The organism is Neobacillus soli NBRC 102451 (assembly GCF_001591665.1).
GTDB lineage: Bacteria > Bacillota > Bacilli > Bacillales > Cytobacillaceae > Neobacillus > Neobacillus soli.
On record NZ_BCVI01000075.1, the window covers coordinates 1 to 22,022 of the forward strand.

22 protein-coding genes are annotated in these 22,022 nt (G+C 40.6%); 14 read left to right on the forward strand and 8 right to left on the reverse strand.

All coding sequences use genetic code 11. The annotated features are described in order from the left end of the window. Positions 1-197 precede the first annotated feature (197 nt). The 5 genes from BSO02S_RS23440 to BSO02S_RS23460 form a co-directional block, all read right to left on the reverse strand. The gene (locus tag BSO02S_RS23440; protein ID WP_066073499.1) at positions 198-1,097 is read right to left on the reverse strand and encodes a VanW family protein; all 900 of its coding nucleotides are present in this window, start codon (positions 1,095-1,097) and stop codon (positions 198-200) included. Positions 1,098-1,443: 346 nt separating this feature from the next. After that, a complete protein-coding gene (locus BSO02S_RS23445) occupies positions 1,444-2,136 on the reverse strand; it encodes an LrgB family protein (RefSeq protein WP_066073502.1) in 693 nt (230 codons plus the stop codon). Continuing rightward, entirely contained in the window at positions 2,106-2,513 is a 408-nt protein-coding gene (locus BSO02S_RS23450; protein WP_066073505.1) for a CidA/LrgA family protein, read from the reverse strand. Before BSO02S_RS23450 ends, BSO02S_RS23445 begins: the two co-directional genes overlap by 31 nt. A gap of 105 nt (positions 2,514-2,618) precedes the next feature. Continuing rightward, a complete protein-coding gene (locus BSO02S_RS23455) occupies positions 2,619-3,272 on the reverse strand; it encodes a GntR family transcriptional regulator (protein ID WP_066073508.1) in 654 nt (217 codons plus the stop codon). Between the two features lie 297 nt (positions 3,273-3,569). Next, positions 3,570-4,940 carry a sigma-54 interaction domain-containing protein gene (locus tag BSO02S_RS23460; RefSeq protein WP_066073510.1) on the reverse strand — a complete coding sequence of 457 codons (1,371 nt, stop codon included), beginning with the start codon at positions 4,938-4,940 and terminating at the stop codon, positions 3,570-3,572. A 352-nt stretch (positions 4,941-5,292) separates the two neighbouring features. Here BSO02S_RS23460 and BSO02S_RS23465 point away from each other — a divergent pair, with 352 nt between their 5' ends. The 14 genes from BSO02S_RS23465 (at position 5,293) to BSO02S_RS23530 (ending at position 20,331) form a co-directional block, all read left to right on the forward strand. Beyond that, positions 5,293-6,339 (forward strand): aromatic ring-hydroxylating oxygenase subunit alpha, encoded by a 1,047-nt coding sequence (locus BSO02S_RS23465; RefSeq protein ID WP_066073513.1) that lies wholly within the window; start codon positions 5,293-5,295, stop codon positions 6,337-6,339. A gap of 111 nt (positions 6,340-6,450) precedes the next feature. After that, positions 6,451-8,124: a thiamine pyrophosphate-binding protein gene (locus BSO02S_RS23470; RefSeq protein ID WP_066073516.1), complete on the forward strand. Its 1,674-nt coding sequence runs from the start codon at positions 6,451-6,453 to the stop codon at positions 8,122-8,124. A 60-nt stretch (positions 8,125-8,184) separates the two neighbouring features. Beyond that, entirely contained in the window at positions 8,185-9,654 is a 1,470-nt protein-coding gene (locus BSO02S_RS23475; RefSeq protein ID WP_066073556.1) for an aldehyde dehydrogenase family protein, read from the forward strand. Positions 9,655-9,769: 115 nt separating this feature from the next. Then, entirely contained in the window at positions 9,770-10,942 is a 1,173-nt protein-coding gene (locus BSO02S_RS23480) for a Glu/Leu/Phe/Val family dehydrogenase (protein ID WP_066073519.1), read from the forward strand. Positions 10,943-11,013: 71 nt separating this feature from the next. Continuing rightward, positions 11,014-12,441 carry an amino acid permease gene (locus tag BSO02S_RS23485; protein WP_066073523.1) on the forward strand — a complete coding sequence of 476 codons (1,428 nt, stop codon included), beginning with the start codon at positions 11,014-11,016 and terminating at the stop codon, positions 12,439-12,441. A gap of 51 nt (positions 12,442-12,492) precedes the next feature. Then, positions 12,493-12,693: a DUF3311 domain-containing protein gene (locus BSO02S_RS23490; protein ID WP_066073526.1), complete on the forward strand. Its 201-nt coding sequence runs from the start codon at positions 12,493-12,495 to the stop codon at positions 12,691-12,693. Further along, a complete protein-coding gene (locus BSO02S_RS23495) occupies positions 12,690-14,171 on the forward strand; it encodes a sodium:solute symporter family protein (RefSeq protein ID WP_066073529.1) in 1,482 nt (493 codons plus the stop codon). Before BSO02S_RS23490 ends, BSO02S_RS23495 begins: the two co-directional genes overlap by 4 nt. A 47-nt stretch (positions 14,172-14,218) precedes the next feature. Then, positions 14,219-15,661: an aldehyde dehydrogenase family protein gene (locus tag BSO02S_RS23500; RefSeq protein WP_066073532.1), complete on the forward strand. Its 1,443-nt coding sequence runs from the start codon at positions 14,219-14,221 to the stop codon at positions 15,659-15,661. 50 nt (positions 15,662-15,711) lie between these two features. Further along, complete coding sequence (gene lhgD / locus BSO02S_RS23505; protein ID WP_066073562.1) at positions 15,712-16,926, forward strand: L-2-hydroxyglutarate dehydrogenase; 1,215 nt, start codon at positions 15,712-15,714, stop codon at positions 16,924-16,926. 27 nt (positions 16,927-16,953) lie between these two features. After that, positions 16,954-17,292: a DUF3870 domain-containing protein gene (locus BSO02S_RS23510; protein WP_066073534.1), complete on the forward strand. Its 339-nt coding sequence runs from the start codon at positions 16,954-16,956 to the stop codon at positions 17,290-17,292. A 327-nt stretch (positions 17,293-17,619) separates the two neighbouring features. Next, complete coding sequence (gene glaH, locus BSO02S_RS23515; RefSeq protein WP_066073537.1) at positions 17,620-18,558, forward strand: glutarate dioxygenase GlaH; 939 nt, start codon at positions 17,620-17,622, stop codon at positions 18,556-18,558. 176 nt (positions 18,559-18,734) lie between these two features. Next, positions 18,735-19,253 carry a DUF2243 domain-containing protein gene (locus tag BSO02S_RS23520; protein WP_066073540.1) on the forward strand — a complete coding sequence of 173 codons (519 nt, stop codon included), beginning with the start codon at positions 18,735-18,737 and terminating at the stop codon, positions 19,251-19,253. After that, the gene (locus BSO02S_RS23525) at positions 19,240-20,028 is read left to right on the forward strand and encodes a cytochrome c oxidase assembly protein (protein WP_066073543.1); all 789 of its coding nucleotides are present in this window, start codon (positions 19,240-19,242) and stop codon (positions 20,026-20,028) included. The genes BSO02S_RS23520 and BSO02S_RS23525 overlap by 14 nt, the downstream gene beginning before the upstream one ends. Before the next feature lie 87 nt (positions 20,029-20,115). Beyond that, complete coding sequence (locus BSO02S_RS23530) at positions 20,116-20,331, forward strand: hypothetical protein (RefSeq protein WP_066073546.1); 216 nt, start codon at positions 20,116-20,118, stop codon at positions 20,329-20,331. Positions 20,332-21,434: 1,103 nt separating this feature from the next. On the opposite strand, the gene BSO02S_RS23535 is transcribed toward BSO02S_RS23530, so the two are convergent. The 3 genes from BSO02S_RS23535 to BSO02S_RS28735 form a co-directional block, all read right to left on the reverse strand. Next, positions 21,435-21,572, reverse strand: a complete 138-nt coding sequence (locus BSO02S_RS23535) for a YvrJ family protein (RefSeq protein WP_066073549.1) — start codon at positions 21,570-21,572, stop codon at positions 21,435-21,437. A 76-nt stretch (positions 21,573-21,648) separates the two neighbouring features. Continuing rightward, positions 21,649-21,867, reverse strand: a complete 219-nt coding sequence (locus BSO02S_RS23540; protein WP_066073552.1) for a DUF2922 domain-containing protein — start codon at positions 21,865-21,867, stop codon at positions 21,649-21,651. Positions 21,868-21,908: 41 nt separating this feature from the next. Next, a partial coding sequence (locus BSO02S_RS28735; RefSeq protein WP_501193488.1) for a DUF1659 domain-containing protein occupies positions 21,909-22,022 on the reverse strand: 114 nt, incomplete at its 5' end.

Genomic DNA, 22,022 nt, shown 5'->3' on the forward strand with positions numbered 1-22,022 from the left:
AGGTAACTTTAAAACGGGGGCTTTAATTGAATAAGATATTACTCACCAGCTCCGCATAGAAATGAATCCAGGAGAATTCGAGCGTATTCAATTTGAAGATGTGGTTGGAGTGACGGTCGTGGATTGAACGGACATTACATTGGCATTCGAACGAAGAAATAATTGTGATGGAAAAGAAAAATCCCCCAAGTAAAGATTTACTTGGGGGGATGTATTCCATAGGGAAGATATGGAACTTTCTTAGGCGAATAGGTAATTACATCAGAAGAATAAATTTCGGTTATTAATTTGTTTTCTATTGATTTTGTAAGTATGAGTATAGGTTGATTGTAATCATTTTTAAAGATTAAATCAGGTCCATTCCAACTAACGGTGGCATCCCGCTTTGGTGGAACGTATGAAACCTCTCTACTGTGCGAATTACGCTGAACAACTTTTAAACCAGCATTATCAACTGCATTAAAAAGGGTAGATGATACTTGACAAATTCCGCCACCAAAGTCCTCTGAAAATTCCCCATTAACAATTACAGTAGCTGGCATATATCCTTTTCCTGCTGTTCTTTCTCCAACCACTTTGTTAAAGGAAAATATTTCACCTGGAAAAAGAACATAATTATTAATGGCCTTTGCAGCAAGATAAATATTATTTTTTCTTTCTTTGTTATTGGAATTGAAGAATGTTACATATTCCCCGATTTTTTCATCTCTAATATTTCCAAGTAATTCACTGTCAACCCTTGGATAAATAGCTAGTAAGGGGACTTCTAATGTAGATGAACCATTATTAAAATAATAAGAAAAAATATTTTCTGTGAAAACTTCGCGGCTTAAACGGTAACCGATTTGTTCTGGTATAATATTCCCATTTTTATCTATAATTGCATTTTTAGGATTTTTAGTTACATGCTGGTCAATATCGTCCATGAATTTTTTTAACTTTTTTGTATCCAATATGGGTAATGTAGGTAAGTGCATCGATAAGGTAGTACGGTTGGCAACGGAGATAGGAACACTGTTGTTAGTGATTACTAAACTTCCTGGCATAATCACTTGTTGAGATAAAATTATTAGTCCAAGCGTCCAACTGAAATTCATATGCTTAAAACCTCCATAATTTAATTATGGGTTAAAATAGCGATTTCATGTAATTGTAGCTATTCTTTTATATCGGTTATTTCTGGAAATAAAACCTTTACAACAATGATTATAAAAAATTCCACTTAAAGTAACGGGTACGATTCTTCAATAACGAGGGATCGCTTTTTCCACTGGTTAAAATAATGAAGATTCATAAAGGGGAAATTAGTCTCCCCATAATTTGGATGTATTAAGTGGAATAGAGAAAATGACGGTAGCTTTACATACCCGGACTCTTCTTTTTAGCAGGGCGATTGGATTCTTATATTTATCCGTAATCTATATTTAATCTTGAGAGGATTCCTCAAATGTGAAGTAGCCACACGACGATTGATCCTAAAAAGGAACCAATGATTGCAGTCAATGTCATTGTAACAGAGCTCATTGAAAAGGTCAGTTCACTGTATTCGGCAGCTTTAGAAGTTCCTATGGCATGTGAGGCACTCCCTAGAGCGATACCTCTACCAACGGGGCTATGCACTCGCATAATCTTAAAGATAGTAGGAGCTGCTATTGCACCAAAGATCCCTGCAATCATAACACCAACAATTGCCATTGAGGCACTTCCTCCCAATCCGTTAGCTACTTCTATCGCAACAGGAGTAGTAAGGGATTTAGGAATAATGGAAAGAATTAATGTGTGATTTATCCCAATTATCTTAGCCAGGAGGCCAACACTGATCATTCCAGAAATTGCACCGATCAAAACTCCTCCGACTATCGGGAATAGGTTACTTTTTAAAAAATGACGTTGTTTATACAAAGGGTAAGCAAGTGCCACAACGGATGGACCTAAGAGGGAACTAATCCATTGCCCACCAATCATATAGTTTTTATAAGGAATATGAAACACTGAAAGGGTAATGATTATAAGAGTAGTTGCAGTTAAAACCGGAATTAAATAGGAGTAAGAATACCGTTTATAAATTCTAGTCATTAAAAAATTAGCGACGACGGTTAATAAAATCATGCAGAATGCGAAGAGAACTTGTTGCATTCTTTATCATCCTTTCTCTCTTGTGCTTTTTTCTCGAAAAATTGACTAGCCGTTCCTGCTATTGCAATGGTAATGATGGTGCTTACTAGAACGGCTGCAACGAGCAATGCACCTTGAATAGAAAGTAAGGAAGGATAGTTCATGATGCCAACTGTTGAAGGAATAAAAAATAACATTAATGTACTTAACAGAAAACCTGCCCCATTCTCTATATACTTTACTGGGACTATTTTTAAGCATAAACAAATGAAAAGTAATAGGAGGCCTATGATACTACTCGGAATGACGAGGTGAAATAGGTTGTGAATAACGGTTCCGATGTAGGAAAAAATAAATAAAATGCATATTTGCAAAAGGATATTGAGAATTTTTTTCATGTTGTATTGCTCCTCTTTTGGGAGCAACTTCCCTTCTTTCTTTTAAAATGGACTTAAAAATGAACATCATCATATATAGGCTAATGATTGATTCGTTTTTTTCTTTTACTCCGTAAGATTTGCAATTATGGTGCTATATGTGTTATCAAGATGGCTCAAAATAGCATCCGTTGTTTGGCGTAGATTCCTTGCCTTTAGCCCCTCAATAATTAATTTATGTTCGTCATAAACCTTATCTAAGCTTAATCCTGTCTTTAATGCAGCGAATCCATACCAATTAAAATGGTCAATGAGGTTTTGGATTAATTGATATAGTCGATTATTTTGACTTAACTCCGCTAGGAACAAGTGAAAGGAAGTATCATAGTATACAAACTTTATAGGATCTTCCTTAAAGTCGGATAGTTGTTTATCCATCTTTTCAATCTTATAGATCGTTTCATTATCGAGAAGAGGAATGAGTAGTTCGATGACCAATACTTCGTTAGCCTTTCGCAACTGGAAAACTTCATCAACATCGTGTCTATTAATGGTTCTGACCAAAATTCCTTTTCTGGGTACAGATTGAATCCACCCTTCTAGTTCTAGCTGTTGCAAAGCTAGTTTTAATGGGGTACGGCTAATTCCAAGGTTATCACTAAGTGAACGTTCATATAACATGGATCCAGGTTCGACTTTGTGTTGAATGATTCCTTTCTTAATTTCTTTATATGCATGATCCTTAAATAATTGGGGTTGTTCCGCCTTTAAGAAACTCATCTATTTTCATCCTTTATCATAATAGTGGTTAGATCTTAAGTGATTATCAGTATTGTTACTAATCTAAGAACAGAGAAAAAACGTGGCATCTGGAATACCAGATGCCAATTAAAAAAGTTTATCATTTGTTTCATTTTTTGGCAACCTTAGACCAAGGGAATTCCGGGGTCAGACCGGCAATCATTGCACTCGTCACCAATAGAAAAAAGAAGTAACCGCCCCTCTCCCGCCAAAGGAATAGCTTGTTACTTCTTTTTAGATTTACGTATGTGGTTTCGAGCCGTTCCTATGGCATCCTTAATCCTCCGACAAATCCTGACAATACTCTCTTATTAATTTGGCCGCATAGGTTTGGCTGATTTGCAGATCCTTGGCTACGCGCCTAGAGCTTTTATTCACCTTATAAGATTTACGAACCCTCTCTTTTTTTGCCAATTCTATCGACTGGTGAAGGGAAGCGGGGGCAGTGGTTTCAACTTGCAGCGGACTTTGGTTATAAATACCTTCGGGTAGATCATCAATACCGATGACATCATCGCTTACAATGACAAGCCTTTCGAGCAGGTTTTCTAGTTGCCTTATGTTTCCGGGCCATGAATAATGGGACAGCCATTCGAGGCAATCTTTAGAAATTAACTTGTTCATTTCATGAATTTGATTAAATTTGTATAAGAAATTATAGATGAGAGGGATGATATCTTCCTGTCTTTCCCGAAGCGGAACCATTTTGATATCCACTACGTTCAGCCTATAATATAAATCTTCCCTAAAAGTTTTATTTTTCACCATTGTGTTTAACTCTTTATTGGTCGCAGCAATAATACGGATATCCACTTTCTTTTCTTTATTTCCACCAATAGGAATGAATTTTTTCTCCTGAATAACTTGCAGTATTTTGGCCTGAAGAGGCAAAGGCATGTCTCCTATTTCATCAAGAAACAGTGTACCCCCATCCGCACTTTCTAGTATCCCTTTTTTTCCGGAACGGTTTGCATTGGTGAAAGATCCCGCAGTATAGCCAAAAAGCTCGGACTCCATTAATTCAGCAGGGATGGCAGCACAATTGATCGTTAAAAATGGTCCGTCCTTTCTACTGCAGTTTTCATGAATATATTGGGCCAAAATGCTTTTACCTGTTCCGGACTCACCAAGAATTAATAAAGTAGAGTTTGCCGCCGCCGCCTTCTTGGCAAATTTCAGGACATTTTTCATCTTTTCATTATTTGTCATGATGCTGCCGAATGGATTTTCTGTTTCTTTTCTTTGATTGGAATCCTTTTCTCTTATCTTCAGCATTTTGTAACTTTGTAGTTCCCTTGCGGTTGTTACAATGATTTCTACTTCATTATTATCATTTAAAATAGGGACGGCAGAAGTAAGCAGCTCCGCACCGAGGATGGTTGTTTGTTTCAGTGTAATCGGCTTTTTTCCTTCCAATACTTCAGGGAAAATGGAGGGGTACCAATAGCCATCATTTACTAATTCCGAGCTCATTTTCCCTAACACGTCTTCCTTATTTAAACCATAATGCTTCGTACAGGCGTCATTTACATAAATAATTTTTTTATTTTTATTCAGAACAAATATTTCATCAGAAGAGTAATCCAAAATTTTAATCAGCGTTTCCATCGTTAAATCTAAATCGGTTAAAACATTAGTTAATGTCATGACTTGACCTCCTGAAAATCATCATTTGAGTTTGAGAGAACTCAAAGTGAGTTCAATAGTACTCGGAAAAATGAAACGATCAAACAACCTAAGAAATGAAGGAACGATAATCCTAGTAAGTGTGATTTATATCACTTTTGACCTCATAATAATCTAAATATTCTGTACTGTAAATAGTTAGGGTAGGAACCTTAAACTGGAAACCTCGAACGCAACTAAACTCACTTTCAATTTTTGAAGTCTTGCAAAACCCGGCATCTAATGAAGAAAGGATACTTGGCATGAAATTTGCATTACATATATTATGAAAAACATTTTAAGGGATTTGAATGTTAGAAGGGGGAATGACAAAATGAATCAGTTAAAAACAAATTTTGCCTTAGAGCACACGCTGCCGTACGATAATTATGTGAATCCACAAGTTTTTGAAATGGAAAAGAAAAAGATCTTCCAAAATAGCTGGATTTTAGCCGGTCATACGAGCCAGGTGGAAAATCCGGGAGATTTCTTCACTTTTGATATAGCGGATCAGCCATTAATCATTAGCAGAGATAAAAACAATGAATTGAGTGCCTTTTACAATATTTGTCCCCATAGAGGGGCGAAAGTGGAAAAAAGCGAATGCGGAAATAAAAAGGTTTTCAATTGTTCTTATCACGGCTGGACATTCCACATGAATGGAGAATTGAATAAGGCGCCAAACTTCGGTACAAATGAATTAGGAAGCCATAGCTGCATGCCACAAGTAAAGCTTGAAGTATTCCAGTCATTGATTTTCATCAATTTGAACCCAGAAGCAAGCCCAATGGAAGAAACCTATGGAGAGTTTATGGCCAACTTGGAAAAATACACCTTCTTGAATTCTTTGAAGAAGATCCGCGTCACACAAAGAGTCATTGATGCGAACTGGAAAGCAGTTGTTGATAATTATTTGGAGTGCGACCACTGTAAGATTGCACACCCTGAGTTTTCAAAAACCTTTGATATGAAAAATTATCACATCGATTTGCACGATAATTTCTCATGTCAATATTCAGAATTGAATAATAAGTCAAATGGAGAACAAGAAGATCACGCCAATTTCTATTGGGTATGGCCAAACTTGATGGTGAGTATCTATCCTGGAAAAGAGGGGAATATGACGACAAGCCAAATTTTGCCGCTAGCCCCGGATAAATCGCTGGCTATCTATAGTTACTTCTTTCAATCAAATGAATTAAATGAAGAGCAAGAGGAACTCATTCGATTCGTGGATCAGGTAAGAGAAGAGGATTTCGACCTTGTGGAGTTATTGCAAAAAGGGTTCCACACGAATGCCTTCAAGCACGGAGTTTATTCTCCGACTGAGTATGCAATCAAATATTTCCACAATCTCTATGAAAGCGCCATCAATGATTAGTGAAAAAAGCAATGACAGGGGAATCCAGGATGGAGTGACCTGACTGGATTTCCTTTTAAGTGAAGAAAGTAAGCTTCTTAGAACTATTTTTAGACAAAGGGAGGATATACAATGTACATTCAAACAGAATTCACAGTTGCAGATGCCATCGTAAAGGAGCTTGTCGAGGCAGAAGTGGAAGTAGTATACGGGATTGTCAGTATCCATAATATGCCGATTTATGATGCGATGCTGCGAGAAGGAAGCATCCGCATGGTCACGGCACGCGGTGAAAGCGGAGCGGTTAACATGGCAGATGCTTATGCACGTGCCACAGGGAAATTGGGTGTTGTCTTAACAAGTACTGGTGCTGGAGCAGGGAACGGTGCAGGTTCTTTGACAGAAACATGGAACTCAGGAACACCGCTATTGCACATTACAGGGGAGGCTCACTCTGACTATATTGGTACGGATCAACGTTTCATCCATGAAGCGAAAGATCAGCTGAAAATGATGGATGGTGCTAACAAATCAGCCTATTTATTAAAGCGGCCAAAGCAAATCACACCATTTATGCGTAAAGCAATCAAAGAGGCACTGACGGTTCCCACAGGGCCGGTAACGATTTCCATTCCTACGAATTTCCAAGCGCTGATTATACCTGACAATCACTTGATCGAAGTGGAAACGGTTCAAGATCCAACCGTGAAGGTCATCATTCCAGCTGATGTGGCTGAAAGAATTGCCACGGCAAAAAGACCGGTCATCTGGGCAGGAAATGGCGTTATTGCTTCAGGGGCTTCGGAGGAACTCCAAATGTTAGTAGACACCATTCAGCCTGCTGTTGTTACAAGTGAGTCTGGAAAAGGGGCTATTCCTGAAAACCATCCCCTATGCATCGGTAACTTTGCCATTACACCACAAGTAGAGGATCTATTGAAAAAGTCGGATCTTCTCATTAGTATTGGGGTTCGTTTCCGCGGCGGGGAAACGGTGGATTGGACACTTCCAGTACCAGAAAATCACATTAATATCGATTTGAATCCAAATGCATTTAACCGTAACTTTGATACCTTGTATACACTGGTCGGAGATGCTAAGGCAGTTATACAAGAGATCAATCGTATTTTGGCAAAGAAGGAAATCCAGCCTGATGGGGCTTATGTGGATGAAGTGAAGGCGGCCCGTCAAGCAGTTCGTGCGGATCTTCGAAGCCAAATTGGGCCTTATGGGGAAATTGCCGATATCATGCGTGAACAGCTGCCAAAGAATACGGTTTTGGTGACGGATGTAACCATCCCTGGTTACACGTGGGGAAATAAACTGTTCGACATTTACGAACCAAGGAATTACCTCTACATGACTGGCGGTGGAATCGGACAGGGCTTGCCAATGGCCATTGGTGCTCAAATCGGTCAGCCACAAAACCCTGTCGTTCTGATTGCTGGCGACGGCGGCTTCATGGTGAATTCTAGTGAGATGATCACTGCTATTCAGGAAGATGCGCCAATTATCGTCCTATTATTCGATGATGGCGGCTACGGGATCTTAAGGTACTACCAAGAGGCAGCCTATGGCAGACGGACATCCGTTGATCTGAAAAACCCAGATTTCGTCATGATGGCAAAATCAATGGGCTTCGAATCAGAGAAGGTTCACTCGGTGGATGAGTTCAAGGCAGGATTAGCGAATGCCATCGCAAGCAAGAAACCATATATGGTTGTAGTTGATGTAGATGCAGTGGGAGTATTGGAATACCAAGATTCGGACGAATATATCGCATCTTTCCGACCAAAACACGGATAACTTCCTATTTTCAGTATTTGTTAGACCGTAAGTCTGCTAGTAAGGGGGAACAATGTTTTGATAAAAGATTTAAAACAGTATATGAATGGGAAATGGATAGAATCTAGTAATCTAGAAAAAATTGAAATCATTAATCCTGCCACACGGGAAGTCATCGCTAGGGCTCCGAAAGGATCAAGAGAAGAAACGGAAGAAGCTATTAAAATAGCAAAGAGAACATTTGAAAGTGGTAGATGGTCTGATCAATCCCCGCAGGAGCGGGCAGTTGTTTTACTTCAGATTGCTGATATATTGCAGGAAAACATGGACGTATTAACGGATTTAGAAGTACAGAATAATGGAAAGACGAAAAGAGAAGCACAGTCGGATGCTGAGGAGGCTGCGAATACATTTCGGTATTATGCAGGTTTGCTCACGATGCCGAATGGTCAAGCCTATGAAGCTTCTAAGGATATGCAGACGTTAATCGTCAAAGAACCGATGGGGGTTGCGGGATTAATTGTTCCTTGGAATTTCCCCTTATTGATGAGTGTTTGGAAGATTGCTCCGGCATTGGCGGCGGGTAATAGTATTCTTCTAAAGCCGGCAGAAATTACCCCGATGACAGCGGTAAAGTTGTTTGAATTAATAGATCAGACGGATTTGCCAAAAGGAGCAGCTAATCTCGTGATGGGAACGGGACCAGTCGTTGGTCAGACGATTGCTGAAAGCGAAGATGTAGATATGGTTTCCTTTACTGGCAGCACAGGTGTCGGCCGCCAAATCATGCAGGCTGCCACGGGAAATATGAAAAAAGTGTCCCTTGAGCTGGGTGGGAAATCTCCGAATATCATCTTTGATGATGCAGATCTGGAAACGGCCATCGATTACGCTCTATTTGGCATTTTCATGGGATCTGGGCAAGTTTGTTCTTCTGGAAGCCGTATTCTTGTCCAAGAAGAAATCTACGATACATTTGTCGAGAAATATGTCGAAAAGGCAAAAGGGATTCGGGTGGGTCCCGGAAATGATGAACGTTCCCAGATGGGCGCCATTGTCAGCGAAAAGCACTTTGAAAGTATACTAGACTACATTCGAATTGGAAAAGAAGAAGGGGCAACTCTTGCTCTAGGTGGTCATCGAATGGAGAAAGATGGTTTGGATAAGGGACTTTTCATTGAACCTACCGTTTTTACTCATGTAACAAGCGATATGCGGATTGTTAGGGAGGAAATCTTTGGCCCTGTCGTTACGATCCAGAAATTCAAAGATGAAGAAGAGGCAATCAAAATCGCCAATGACTCAGAATATGGACTTGCCGGGGCTGTTTTCTCTAAAGATCAAAACAAAGCCATACGTGTCATCAAAAAGGTCCGGGCTGGAATCACGTGGGTAAACGCCTACCACCTCACAACTATTCAAGCACCATGGGGTGGATATAAACAAAGCGGCATTGGCCGAAGCCTTGGTACGTATGGATTGGATGAATACCAGGAAATAAAACAGATTAACATTAATCTGGATCCAAAGCCTATTCATTGGTTTGAATAAGGGTTAATTTTTTAAAGTATTAACAACATTTCCGTAGTGTTTATAGTGAATTTTATACTTTTTAAAACAGTGGCAGCACGATGCATAAAAGAAGAAATCCTTAGGAGGTATTGAAATGACTAAACCATATTTAGTTATTGAATGGAATGATACGGAAACGGATGCACAGGGGTGGCTTGTTGTTCATAACTTCAAGAATGGATATGCAGGCGGCGGTACGAGAATGCATCCCTCAGTGACCAAAGAAGAGGTTGAAAGATTGGCTGAGGCTATGGCTTATAAGTATGTAGCTGGTGACAGCGGAACAACCGGAGGATGTAAGGCAGGTATCTCTTATGATTACAAAGCTCCGGATGCAAAGGCCGTATTAAGAAGATTTCTCCTAGCAATGATGCCCTATATTGATAACGGCGTATCTTTGGGAAGTGATCTAGGGACTAAATATGAAGATGTGCTCCAAATCTTTAACGAATTCGGCATCGATATCCCTCTGACGAAGTCCATGAAACAAGATCCTGCTATCCTTCAAGGAATCAAGGATTTTGATGGGCTGATGAAAACAAGAATTGACGGATTGCTTCTAAATGATGCTGTCACAGGTTATGGTGTTGCCTTTTCGGCGGATGAAGCCTGGAAATTTAAAAATGGTAAAGAGGGAGCTAGGGTTGTCATACAAGGATTTGGGTGTGTAGGGGCAAGCTGTGCATTGAAACTGTCTCAATTAGGTTATCAAATCGTCGGGATCTCGGATGCAAACTTGTTAGTAACATGTGAAGATGGATTAGATGTTCAAAAGCTCATGGACCACAAGAATGTGTATGGAGAAATGGACCCGGACTATTTTGAAGAGAACTATACGGTAAGGCCAAACGTTGACTGGCTTGATGTGGATTGCGATATTCTTATCCCCTGTGCATTGGAGGACGTAATTAACAAGTCTAATGCGGATCGTGTTAAAGCGGGGTTGATTGTTGAAGCTGCGAATATACCAATCTCTTTTGATGGGGACGAAATCATCAAACAAAAGGGGATTGACCTCGTCAATGATTTTGTTGCTAACCTGGGGGCAATAAGATTTTATGATGCCGTTATTTTTGGATTGATTAAGCCGGATCCGCAGGCTGTGATGGATGATATTGAAAAGCTGTGCAGAAAAAATACCTATCGGCTGTTTTCGGAAGCAAAGAGACAAATCAGGTATCAGCGGGACGTTGCCTATGAAATTTTCAAACCACAAGTTAGCGATTTATTAGAGTTTGCTGATTCGTGCGAAAAGGCCATTCTTTAAAAAGCAGTCATAAAACGGATCGCTATTTCCACGAAATCATGACGTGGAAACAAGAAATTAGGGGGGATAAGATGAATTCAGAACTAGGAAGTCAACCAAAGGAATTAAAACGCACGATGAAAAGCAGGCATTTATTTATGCTTTCCATTGGTGGAGTCATTGGAACCGGTCTTTTCTTAGGATCGGGGTATGCGATTGGCGAGGCCGGACCTGTAGGAGCTATTACTGCCTATTTGTTCGGAGGATTACTTATGTACTTGGTCATGGTTTGTCTTGGTGAGCTATCCGTAGTCATGCCGGTTTCCGGTTCCTTTCAGGCTCATGCCGAGCGGTTTATCGGCCCTGCCTCCGGGTTTATGATTGGCTGGACTTACTGGTTAAGCTGGGCTATTTACGTAGGGCTGGAGTTTATTGCAGCCGGGTTGCTCATGGCCAGATGGTTTCCGAATGTACCAGTATGGGTATGGTGTACCGTTTTCGCCTTACTTTTATTCGGTATAAACGCGTTGACAACAAAAAGCTTTGCTGAGACGGAATATTGGTTTTCTGCCATTAAAGTAGTAGCTGTACTCTTTTTTATCGTCATTGGTGGAGCAGCAATGTTTGGATTGGTTCCTTTAAAGGGACAATCAGCCCCTCTCCTTTCAAACTTTACCGGGGACGGATTATTTCCAACGGGATTCATTGGGGTGTTTATATCCATGATGACAGTTGTCTATGCCTTTATGGGTTCAGAAATTATGGGCGTGGCAGCAGGAGAGACAGAAGATCCCGAAAAGAATATTCCAAAAGCGATCCGGAGCATCATCATCCGAATTTTCCTTTTCTATGTACTGGCCACTTTTGTCTTATCGGCCATTGTTCCATGGAAAAAGGCGGGTGTGCTCGAAAGCCCGTTTGTCACTGTATTCGATATGACTGGTATCCCTTATGCAGCTGATATTATGAACTTCGTTATTTTAACAGCCATTCTTTCGGTGGGAAATACAGGTTTGTTTGCCTGTACGAGAATCCTTTTTTCACTATCACAAAGTGGTCAGGCTCCTCGTTTATTCGGAAAGGTAAATAAACGCGGTATACCTATGAACGCCTTGCTTGTGACACTATTCTTTGCCTTACTTTCCTTGCTTACAAGTGTTATAGCAGAAGAAACGTTATTTGTCGTCCTGCTTGCAATCAGTGGGGTTGGAGGGGTAGTTACGTGGATGGCCATTGCGTTTGCCCAGTATAAATTCCGTAAACAGTATATTGCAGGTGGTGGAAAGCTTGCGGATTTGAAATTTAGGGTTCCTCTCTTCCCACTGGTTCCCATTGTCTGCCTAATCATGTGCGTAGGAATCGTCGTGTTTACTGCTTTCGATCCGACACAAAGAACATCATTATATATAGGATTCGGCTTCGTTGTCGCTTGTTATGTCTTTTATTATTTTAAATTTTCCAAGAAGAAAGTTGATGCTACTATCCTAACAAATGAACAACTCGTAAAAAAAGTTCAATAGATTTCCCAATCAGCAAAGCTTTAGCAATCTATAAGTATAGGATGGTGAAATATGAATAAGAAGATTTTTGTGTTTGTATTAACTTTAATACCAGCCTTCGGTTCACTTGTTGTCATCAACCGGGTGGAACCCTATATACTTGGCCTGCCATTTGTCCTATTTTGGGCGATATGCTGGGTTGGTCTGACATCTTTGTTCTTGATCATTGCTAATAAGCTGGATCCCGCCAGTGAGGAGGAAGAAAATATATGAATGCAGCCCTTCTGGTCATCCTCTTTTTCCTAGTTTTGTGTATTTGGTTAGGTCTACAAGCCCGTAAAGGGAAAGAAATGAGTATGGAACAGTGGTCTGTCGGAGGACGGGGTTTTGGCAGTCTATTGATGTTCTTTTTATTAGCAGGTGAGATGTTTACTACCTATACATTCCTAGGAGCAAGCGGCGGTGCTTATCGAGCTGGTATCCCACCCGCCCTATATGCTTTTAATTGCTTTTATTTTGTAATCGCTTACTGGTTGCTTCCGCCTGTTTGGAAGTATGCTAAGGAAAATAAAGTTATCTCCCAATCAGATTTTTATGAAAAAAAGTATAACAGTCAGGGACTCGGTATTCTCGTAGCCATCATAAGTGTTGTTGCCGTTATCCCTTACTTGGTGATGCAGTTAAAAGGATTGGGGATTATTGTATCTGAAGCATCCTATGGGTCTATTTCGCCACATGTGGCGATCGTCGTAGGGGTTATTGCTATCACGATTTATGTAACCGTATCTGGGATGCACGGTGCTGCATGGACAGCCATTATTAAAGATATCTTGATCTTGGCCGTTATGGTCTTTATGGGTTTTTATTTTACTTTTCATTATTACGGCGGCATCCAACCGATGTTTGAAGCCATCCATACAGCCAATACTGAATTTTTACTATTCCCTAAACAAGGGTTGAGCATATCGTGGTTTGTATCGGCAACGATTATGACCGCACTGGCATTTTACATGTTTCCACATATGATGGCGGGTGTTTTCTCTGCTAAAAGCGGAAAATCACTTCGTATAAATGCAGGGATCATGCCTATCTATCAGATTATCATCGTTTTTTCGTTGCTGATCGGTTTTTCCGCTGTTATTCAAGTACCAGATTTAAAAGGTGCAGATACAGATTTAGCCTTATTTAAAATGGCTAAAATGTCCTTTGACCCCTGGTTTGTCGGTGTCATTGGAGCAGCTGGAGCCATGGCCGCTCTTATCCCAAGTTCATTGGTATTGACGGCAACTTCAACGATTCTTTCAAAAAATATATATAAAGTATGGAAGCCAAATACAACAGATCAACAGTTGGCAAAGCTGACCAAAATGCTGGTGCCCTTCATAGCGTTGGTCACCCTTTTCTTTACATTTAATGGCGGGGACTCGATTCTTACGCTCTATCTCATGTCTTATAGTTTTATGGTTCAGCTATTTCCTGCCTTGTTTTTCAGCCTTTGGAAAAAGAATCCCGTTACCGTCCAGGGAGCCTTTGTTGGAATGATTGTTGGTAGTCTTATCGTCATCTATTCAACGATTAAAGAAATGTCACTTGCCACGTTATTCCCGTCTTTACCAAATGTCATTAAGGATTTAGATCTAGGATTAGCCGTATTAATTATCAATATTGCTGTGACGTTAGGTGTAAGTGTGATAACAAGGAAATCAGTTGCTAGAGTAGAAGATGATGCTGATATTAGTAATCCAGCATGATTAGAAAGTGGAAAAAAGCATGATAGATGATTTAGGAGGATTATTTGATGCGTCATTTAAATTATATTAACGGCCAATGGAAAGAACCTTCTACAAATGAATATAAGGATAATCTCAGCCCGCATAACAGAGAAAGCCTTGGGGAATTCCCATCCAGTGCAGCAGTCGATATTCATGAGGCGGTTGCGGCAGCAAAACAGGCATTTCCTGCATGGAAAAAGCTATCCATTCAGCAAAGGGCCATTTATTTACAAAGGGCTGCGGCTATTTTGAAAGAAAACATAGAGGAAATAGGACGGGATCTCATTAGGGAAGAGGGGAAAGCATTTTCGGAAGGAATGGGGGAAGCGAACCGCGCCGTAAGTATCCTCGAATATTTTGCGGCTGAAGCACGGCAGCCACTTGGAGAGGTAATCCCATCCGCTAACGAAAAAACATTTTTGTATACGACCCGAACGCCCTTAGGTCCTATAGGGTTAATTACACCATGGAATTTCCCCATTGCCATCCCAGTATGGAAAATGGCACCAGCTCTTATATACGGAAATACGGTCGTGATTAAGCCTGCTGATTTAACACCGAAGTCGGTGTATTACGTCATGAAAGCTTTTGATGAAGCAGGTCTGCCAGCGGGCGTTCTAAATTGTGTATTTGGCAGAGGATCCGTGATTGGGAATGAATTGGTGAAACACCCAGATATAAAAGCCATTTCTTTCACCGGCTCGAATCAAGTGGGACGGCAGATTCAACAACAGTCTGTAGAACACGGGAAAAAGGTGCAGATGGAAATGGGCGGAAAGAATCCGCTTGTTGTTTTAAATGATGCGGATCTTGAAAGAGCAGTGGAAATCGCTGTAGGCGGAGCATTTAAATCGACCGGTCAAAAATGTACAGCGACTAGTCGCGTGATTGTCGAAGCAGGGATTTACGAATCATTCCGCGACCTGATTGTAGAGCGTACGAAGGAATTATCAATAGGTAACCCGCTTCATGAGGGAACATATATTGGGCCTGCTGTATCAAAGGCACAGCTTGATGGAGTGCTCGAAATGATCGAAACGGGGAAATCAGAAGCAACACTGCTTTGCGGCGGGGAGATCCCCGAAGAGGAAGAATTAAGAAATGGCTTTTATGTAAAACCAACCATCTTTGAAAATGTGCCTGTAGATGCTCGAATTGCCCGTGAAGAAATCTTTGGTCCCGTTATTTCCTTATTTAAAGCCAGAGATTACGAGGAGGCAGTGGAGATGGCAAATGATACGGAATTTGGTCTTAGCGCAGCCATCTGCACAAACAATTTAACATTGGCCCGTCGCTTTGTTGACGATGCGGAAGTAGGACTTGTTCATGTGAACTCGGAAACAGCGGGAACTGAACCACAATTGCCTTTCGGCGGATGTAAAAATTCCAGTTCCGGCAGCCGGGAACAGGGAAAAGCAGCGATCGAGTTTTATACAGAAGTGAAGACCGTTTATATGGATCCTATGTAATTCTAACGATTAACGAAGGAAAATCAAAACGGAGAGGGGTCCTCATGGAAATGTATGATTTTGCAATTGTTGGCGGAGGAATTGTTGGTTTATCAACAGGGATGGCCATTTATAAGCGTTTTCCTAATGCGAAAGTAGTTGTCATTGAGAAGGAATCTGTTGTTGCGGAACATCAAACAGGGCATAACAGCGGTGTGATACATTCAGGCATTTATTATAAGCCTGGTAGTTTCAAAGCTCGTTTTGCCCGCCAAGGAAGTAAATCAATGACTGCATTCTGCCAAGCCCATGGAATAGACCATGATATTTGCGGAAAAGTAATTGTGGCAACAACACAAGAGGAACTACCACTTCTTGAGAATTTATATAAACGAGGACTGGAAAATGAATTAGCTATTAATAGAATTGGTCCAGATGAATTAAAGGAAATTGAACCACATGTTAATGGTTTAGGCGCAATCCGTGTTCCGGTAGCTGGCATCGTGAATTATAGACAAGTTAGCGAAAAGTTCGCTGAGATTATTCGTGAGAAGGGCGGAGAGATTCGTCTCAATACAAAAGTGGAGAAAATGCACGAGGAATCGGATCAAGTGATTATTGAAACGAACCGCGGAACATTTAAAGCCGGAATGGTTATTAACTGTGCTGGGCTCCACAGTGATCGTGTTGCTTTAGCAACAGGATATAAAACAGATATGAAAATTTTACCTTTTAGAGGCGAGTACTATAAATTAAAACCTGAAAAGCGCTATCTAGTAAAAAATTTAATTTATCCGGTGCCAAATCCAAAATTCCCATTTTTGGGGGTCCATTTTACCCGAATGATCAACGGTGAAGTCGATGCTGGACCAAATGCTGTGCTTAGCTTTAAACGGGAAGGATACAGAAAGACAGATTTTAATGCAAAAGATTTAATCGACTCATTAAGCTTTCCAGGATTATGGAAAATGGCAGGGAAGTTTGCGAAGGAGGGGCTGGATGAATATATTCGCTCTTTCAGTAAAAAACAATTTACAAAGAGCCTTCAGCAACTAATTCCTGAAATCCAAGAAGATGATTTAATCCCCGCACCTGCTGGAGTCCGTGCTCAAGCATTAAGGCGCGATGGGAATATGGTGGATGACTTCCATATTATTCAAGGAAAACGAACAATCCATGTATGTAATGCGCCATCTCCGGCTGCAACGGCTTCCATAGAAATCGGAAGAGAAGTGGTCAATAGAATACCAGTACAAACAAACATAAAAGAAGCAATATTCGTTTAACGAATTCTTTCGGGAGGTCCACCCATTATGCTAAATGGAAAAACAATTTTTATTGCAGGTCACGCTCGTCTACCGCAAGGAATGGCAGCAAAAAATGTCTTCGATACGTTAACAATCACAGCTGAGGTCGATATTAAATATGGCGTGATATTAGAGGCGTCTTGCACGTTAGCAACCGAACAAGGCCGCGACTTTATTGATCGTATATTAAAGGGCATTAGTTTAAAAGATGGAGTGGAAGGTGCAATTGAAGAAATTGAAACCTATTACCGTGGCAAGGCAACAAATGCTCTTGTTGCGGCATTAAAGGATCTAGGCCTTCATTTCCTTCAAATAAAAACAGAAGAAAAACAGAAGGCATTATAATTCTTATCGGTTTATTTAAACTAACGAATTGACTATCTTGCATATACAAAGTATAATTAAAATAGTCAAAATATTATTAATACTCCCGCCTTCTGAATAACACCCTTTCAGAACCGTGGATAGATTATAAATACTTGGAAACAGGAAATATAAATAACAATTAACTGCTGATTCACTGTGACTCTATATACCATAGAGCAGTGTAGTGAATATAAGCCAGTTGTACATCGAATCCCTGCTATTTTGGGGAACCTTGTGCAGCTGGCTTTTTATATTCCTGACTTCCATAATTTTTACCTATCTTACACAATACTGGAGGAATAAAAAATGGTAATCGCAGAAAAGCAAAGAGGAAAATTTGAGACAAAAACAAAAATGTATGAAGTGAAAGTTCACCCGCAAACAGATCGTTTATACCACATTCAACTTTCGAAAGAGGCAATTCAAGGGTTCTTGGATACCGTCAAAGCAGAAAATTATACTGTCAAGCATTTAGAATATACACCCTATGCTCGTCTTATTGCCTCTTCTATGCTATTAGATCAGGTTGGAGAGGAATTCGGCGAGTTACTTCGAAACATCGTTCATGACCGTGAGTCTGGCGGATTTACGATTGGTTTGGATGGTGTTACTGAGGATACAGATGAATACGTTCTCTTCTCGACTGCTATTTCTTATTTGCTAGGTTCATCAAACTTTGATTCGATGTCCGGAAAATATTATGCACGCTTTTCTGTCAAACATACCGATAAAAGTGACTCCTATCTTCGTCAGGCCTATCGCTTATTCACTCTTCATACAGATGGGACCTTTGTAGACGAGCCAACAGATTGGCTGTTAATGATGAAAATGGTAGAGGAAAATGCGCGTGGCGGTGAATCCCGCTTATTACACCTTGATGATTGGAAAGACCTTGATAAGTTTACGAATCATCCATTGGCTAGCCATAAGTTTACTTACAAAGCACCATCTAGTAAAAATGTGGATAATGAAATCGAGCGTTTAACCTTCTTCAATTACAATAATAAGCCTGGTGCCTGTTTCATCGACCAATTTGTTTATCCTGAAACCATTGAAGAAGCTAAATATCTTCGTGACCTTTCCCATTCAATGGAAACCGATGAGCATGTTACAGAACTCGAACTTCCAGTCGGGGATTTAGTCGTTATCAACAATATATTCTGGTTTCATGGACGTGCAGCCTTTGAGGTAGATCCAAACTTGAATCGCGAATTACTTCGTCAGCGCGGACGTTTTAATCAGTAATAAGCAAGCATAAAATCCTTAAGAGAACAAATTCATTTTGGAACATGAATTTGTTCTTTTTTTGTGCCATGGGAAATTGATTTCTTTTGCCACTCGAACTCGTTTCCTGAATATAACCTGTTCATTTGGGTATATTGGCAAGTAATTAATGTGGATTTTTGATGAGGGAGAAGTGTATGGCTATTAAAAATAAAGACGAGAATATCCATTCAAATGTTGCGAATCTCTCGGTTTATTCAAATCGAAATCTATGGTCCGGGGTTCTATTTGGTATCGGTCTATCCGCCTTTATAGATGAGACCGTTTTTCATCAACTACTGCATTGGCATCATTTTTACGATAAGTCCACAACCGATGTTGGACTGATTTCAGATGGTCTATTTCACGCTTTTAGTTGGTTTTCGACCATTGGCAGTTTGTTTATGCTCGCGGATCTCCGTAGACGAAATGCATTATGGCACATGAAATGGTGGGGAGGAAAGTTCCTTGGTGCAGGCGGTTTCCAACTATATGATGGCACAATCCAACACAAACTAATGCGGATTCATCAGATTCGTTACGTGGAGAACGTTGTTGTCTACGACTTGGTATGGAACATATTGGCGATTTTAATGGTTATCATAGGCCTCAGCCTTATTGTTCGCACACGAAGCAGACAACCATCGGGAAAGGCTGTCTCACTTGAACATTCATAACCACATTCATCATACTGATGGGGTCGTACCTCAGCTGCTCTTAGCCCTGCCATTTATATTGGCATGGATTATGTATATCCTTGCCACCGTCCATTCCAGTCGGCGTTACAAGCCATGGCCATTATACCGAACAGCCTGCTGGACTTTTGGAATTCTCTTTGCGGTTATTGCCGTTGCTGGGCCACTAGCGAACCGCGCCCACATGGACTTTACCGCCCACATGCTCGGTCATTTGCTCTTAGGGATGCTGGCACCATTGCTTATGGCACTAGCCGCACCGATGACGCTTGTGCTCCGTACGCTAAGTATTCCTTTAGCTCGATGCCTTTCACGCATTCTGAGGAGTTGGCCGTCGCGCATACTGATTCACCCCATTGCAGCATCCTTCCTTAATTTAGGAGGACTTTGGTTATTATACAATACAGACTTGTACGTGCTTATGCACGAGAATACCTTTTTACATCTCATCGTACATTTCCATATATTCGTGGCAGGCTATTTATTCACCATGGCCATGGTTTCTATCGACCCGATGCCCCATCGATTTCCTTTTTTCTACCGTTCAATCGTATTAATTATTTCCTTAGCTGGTCATGGCATTCTATCAAAATTCATCTATGCTCACCCGCCTGCTGGCGTAACCTTAGAGCAGGCAAAAATGGGAGGCATGATCATGTACTATGGTGGAGATGCCGTTGATATTGTGATGATCTTCATCCTTTGTTTGCATTGGTTCAGAGCAAGCCGACCTCGAATAGTCCAAACTGTGAGTTAGCCGGGGTAGATCGATTATTGCTAAATTTGTCACAAGGTTTTTTTGTTTCTTTGGCAAATATAGTTGGTAAAGAGGAGAGTGGAAAGGATGCAGGCAGGAGAGAAGAAGGCGTTTATGTATATTCCTTCCTTAGGTATTGTTGAATCCTTCAAAACGAGGGAAGAAGCAGTGAATGAAAATAATACGGAACAGGCTGCTCAGAAAATTTTTGATGATACGGTACTTAGAAGATTACAGAAGGAATATCCAGGATGTAGAATCATACAGAATGGGAACAGCTGGTCCATCATACCAAAGGAATAAACATAAACACCGGTGGGATTTGACATGGTTTTCAAACTATTTAAGTGGGAAATCCAAGATGGGAGCGGGTTGGGGCTGCTTTCAATCAAACGTTTATGTAGTATCGGAAAAGCATGAAATAGATAGAATGATGTAAGTTCATGTGAAGCTAGTCAATTCGTGCAGATATGTGGGTTAAATTCTGCAAATTTCCCCGGCAATTATCGACAACGTTTAAGAAATATATTAAATAAAAATAAACGATTTTCAAGAGATAAGATAGGTGTGTTATCGATTCTTAAATTTAATATCTTATGGTGGTTAACTATTGTGTTGACGTTTAAACGCCAACATAAAAGTCCGGGGGAACCATCTCCATGGCACAGGAGGATTTCTAGCCCAAACGTTGAAGGAGAGCCCGTCTACTTGGATGATTGAGAGGATTTTAAGCCCAAACGTTGAAGTAGAGCCATTCACGTCGCAATTTCCTCCATATATGCAACTAAAGAATGCCGTTTGTTGCATATCGTTTTATCTATTTTTCTGATGTTAGGTTATACCATGTTGGCCGAGCCTAGGCAGTAACATATAGCGGGTATGAATCCCGTCTATCGGAGAATTAGTCAAAGAATGATAGTTTGTGGAGAAACGTCCTTTTAACGGGATGAATTGCTTATTTTTATGTGATTCTGATCATATTTCCGACAAACCTTTTTTCTATTTATGGAATGAGAGCCTGGTATGGCAAGGACTTCAGCGAATTTAATCAAACGTTTGGTTAGTTTTTTCAGCTTGTGGATATGGTAGAAACTTGCCTGTTAAGGGCGGATAGAGTCGGGAAGGCCAGGAATCTATTATTTTTCAGAATATCATTCGACAATATTTTTAAAGGTTTAAGAGCACAAAGGGTTATATACCAAGGTTAAGGGCATTTTTAATCAAACGTTTGAATGGTCAGGTCATATGGGGAAATGGGGAGAAATTTGTCTGCGTGCTGTGAACTGGCGGTCTGTCATATAAGAAGCGGGCCAGTTTGGAGAGGGATTGTACGTTACAAAACCACCCTACGCCGATATGTGCAGGGCAGTCCTGGTCTAACCGTTGCGAACTGTCTATTTCTGTGATCACGCCTTCATGCGGGTGGGCAGCTCCTGTATCGATTGGACCACTTTATCCAGCTTGGACTCAATCCGATAAAGCAGATAGAGGGTCACCACGATTGGGAATCCGACCTCGCTGATGAACGAAATGATTTGTTCCACGAGTATTCGCTCCTTTCTATATTATATGGGTTAGAAAAAAAAGACCGGCTTCATCGCGAATCCGGCCTCTTTCGTATTAAACAAGTTCATAATCAGTTACATTGCGGTCGATGACTCTTGCGCCTTTTACAGCTGCCAACTTACCGTTAGCGGTTGTGAAAACTCCAGATGCAATAATTTGCTCCATCGATTGTTTCACGAGAACTTCATTAATCGGCTCTTTTGGATTATCTACCGAAATGCTTGCCGTCTTGCCAAATTCCGTGCCGAACTGTAATTCCAATGTTTTTGCCATTTCCTTCACCTCCTATCATTAAGGATTCACCGGATTAATCATTAAGCTAAAATCTCGGTGCTGTCATTGCGTTCCACTTTGTTTAGCGTGTCCTTGCACAAAACAGTAATAGCTTGTGCAGCTTGAAACAACTGATCCACTGTTGCTTCTTTTTT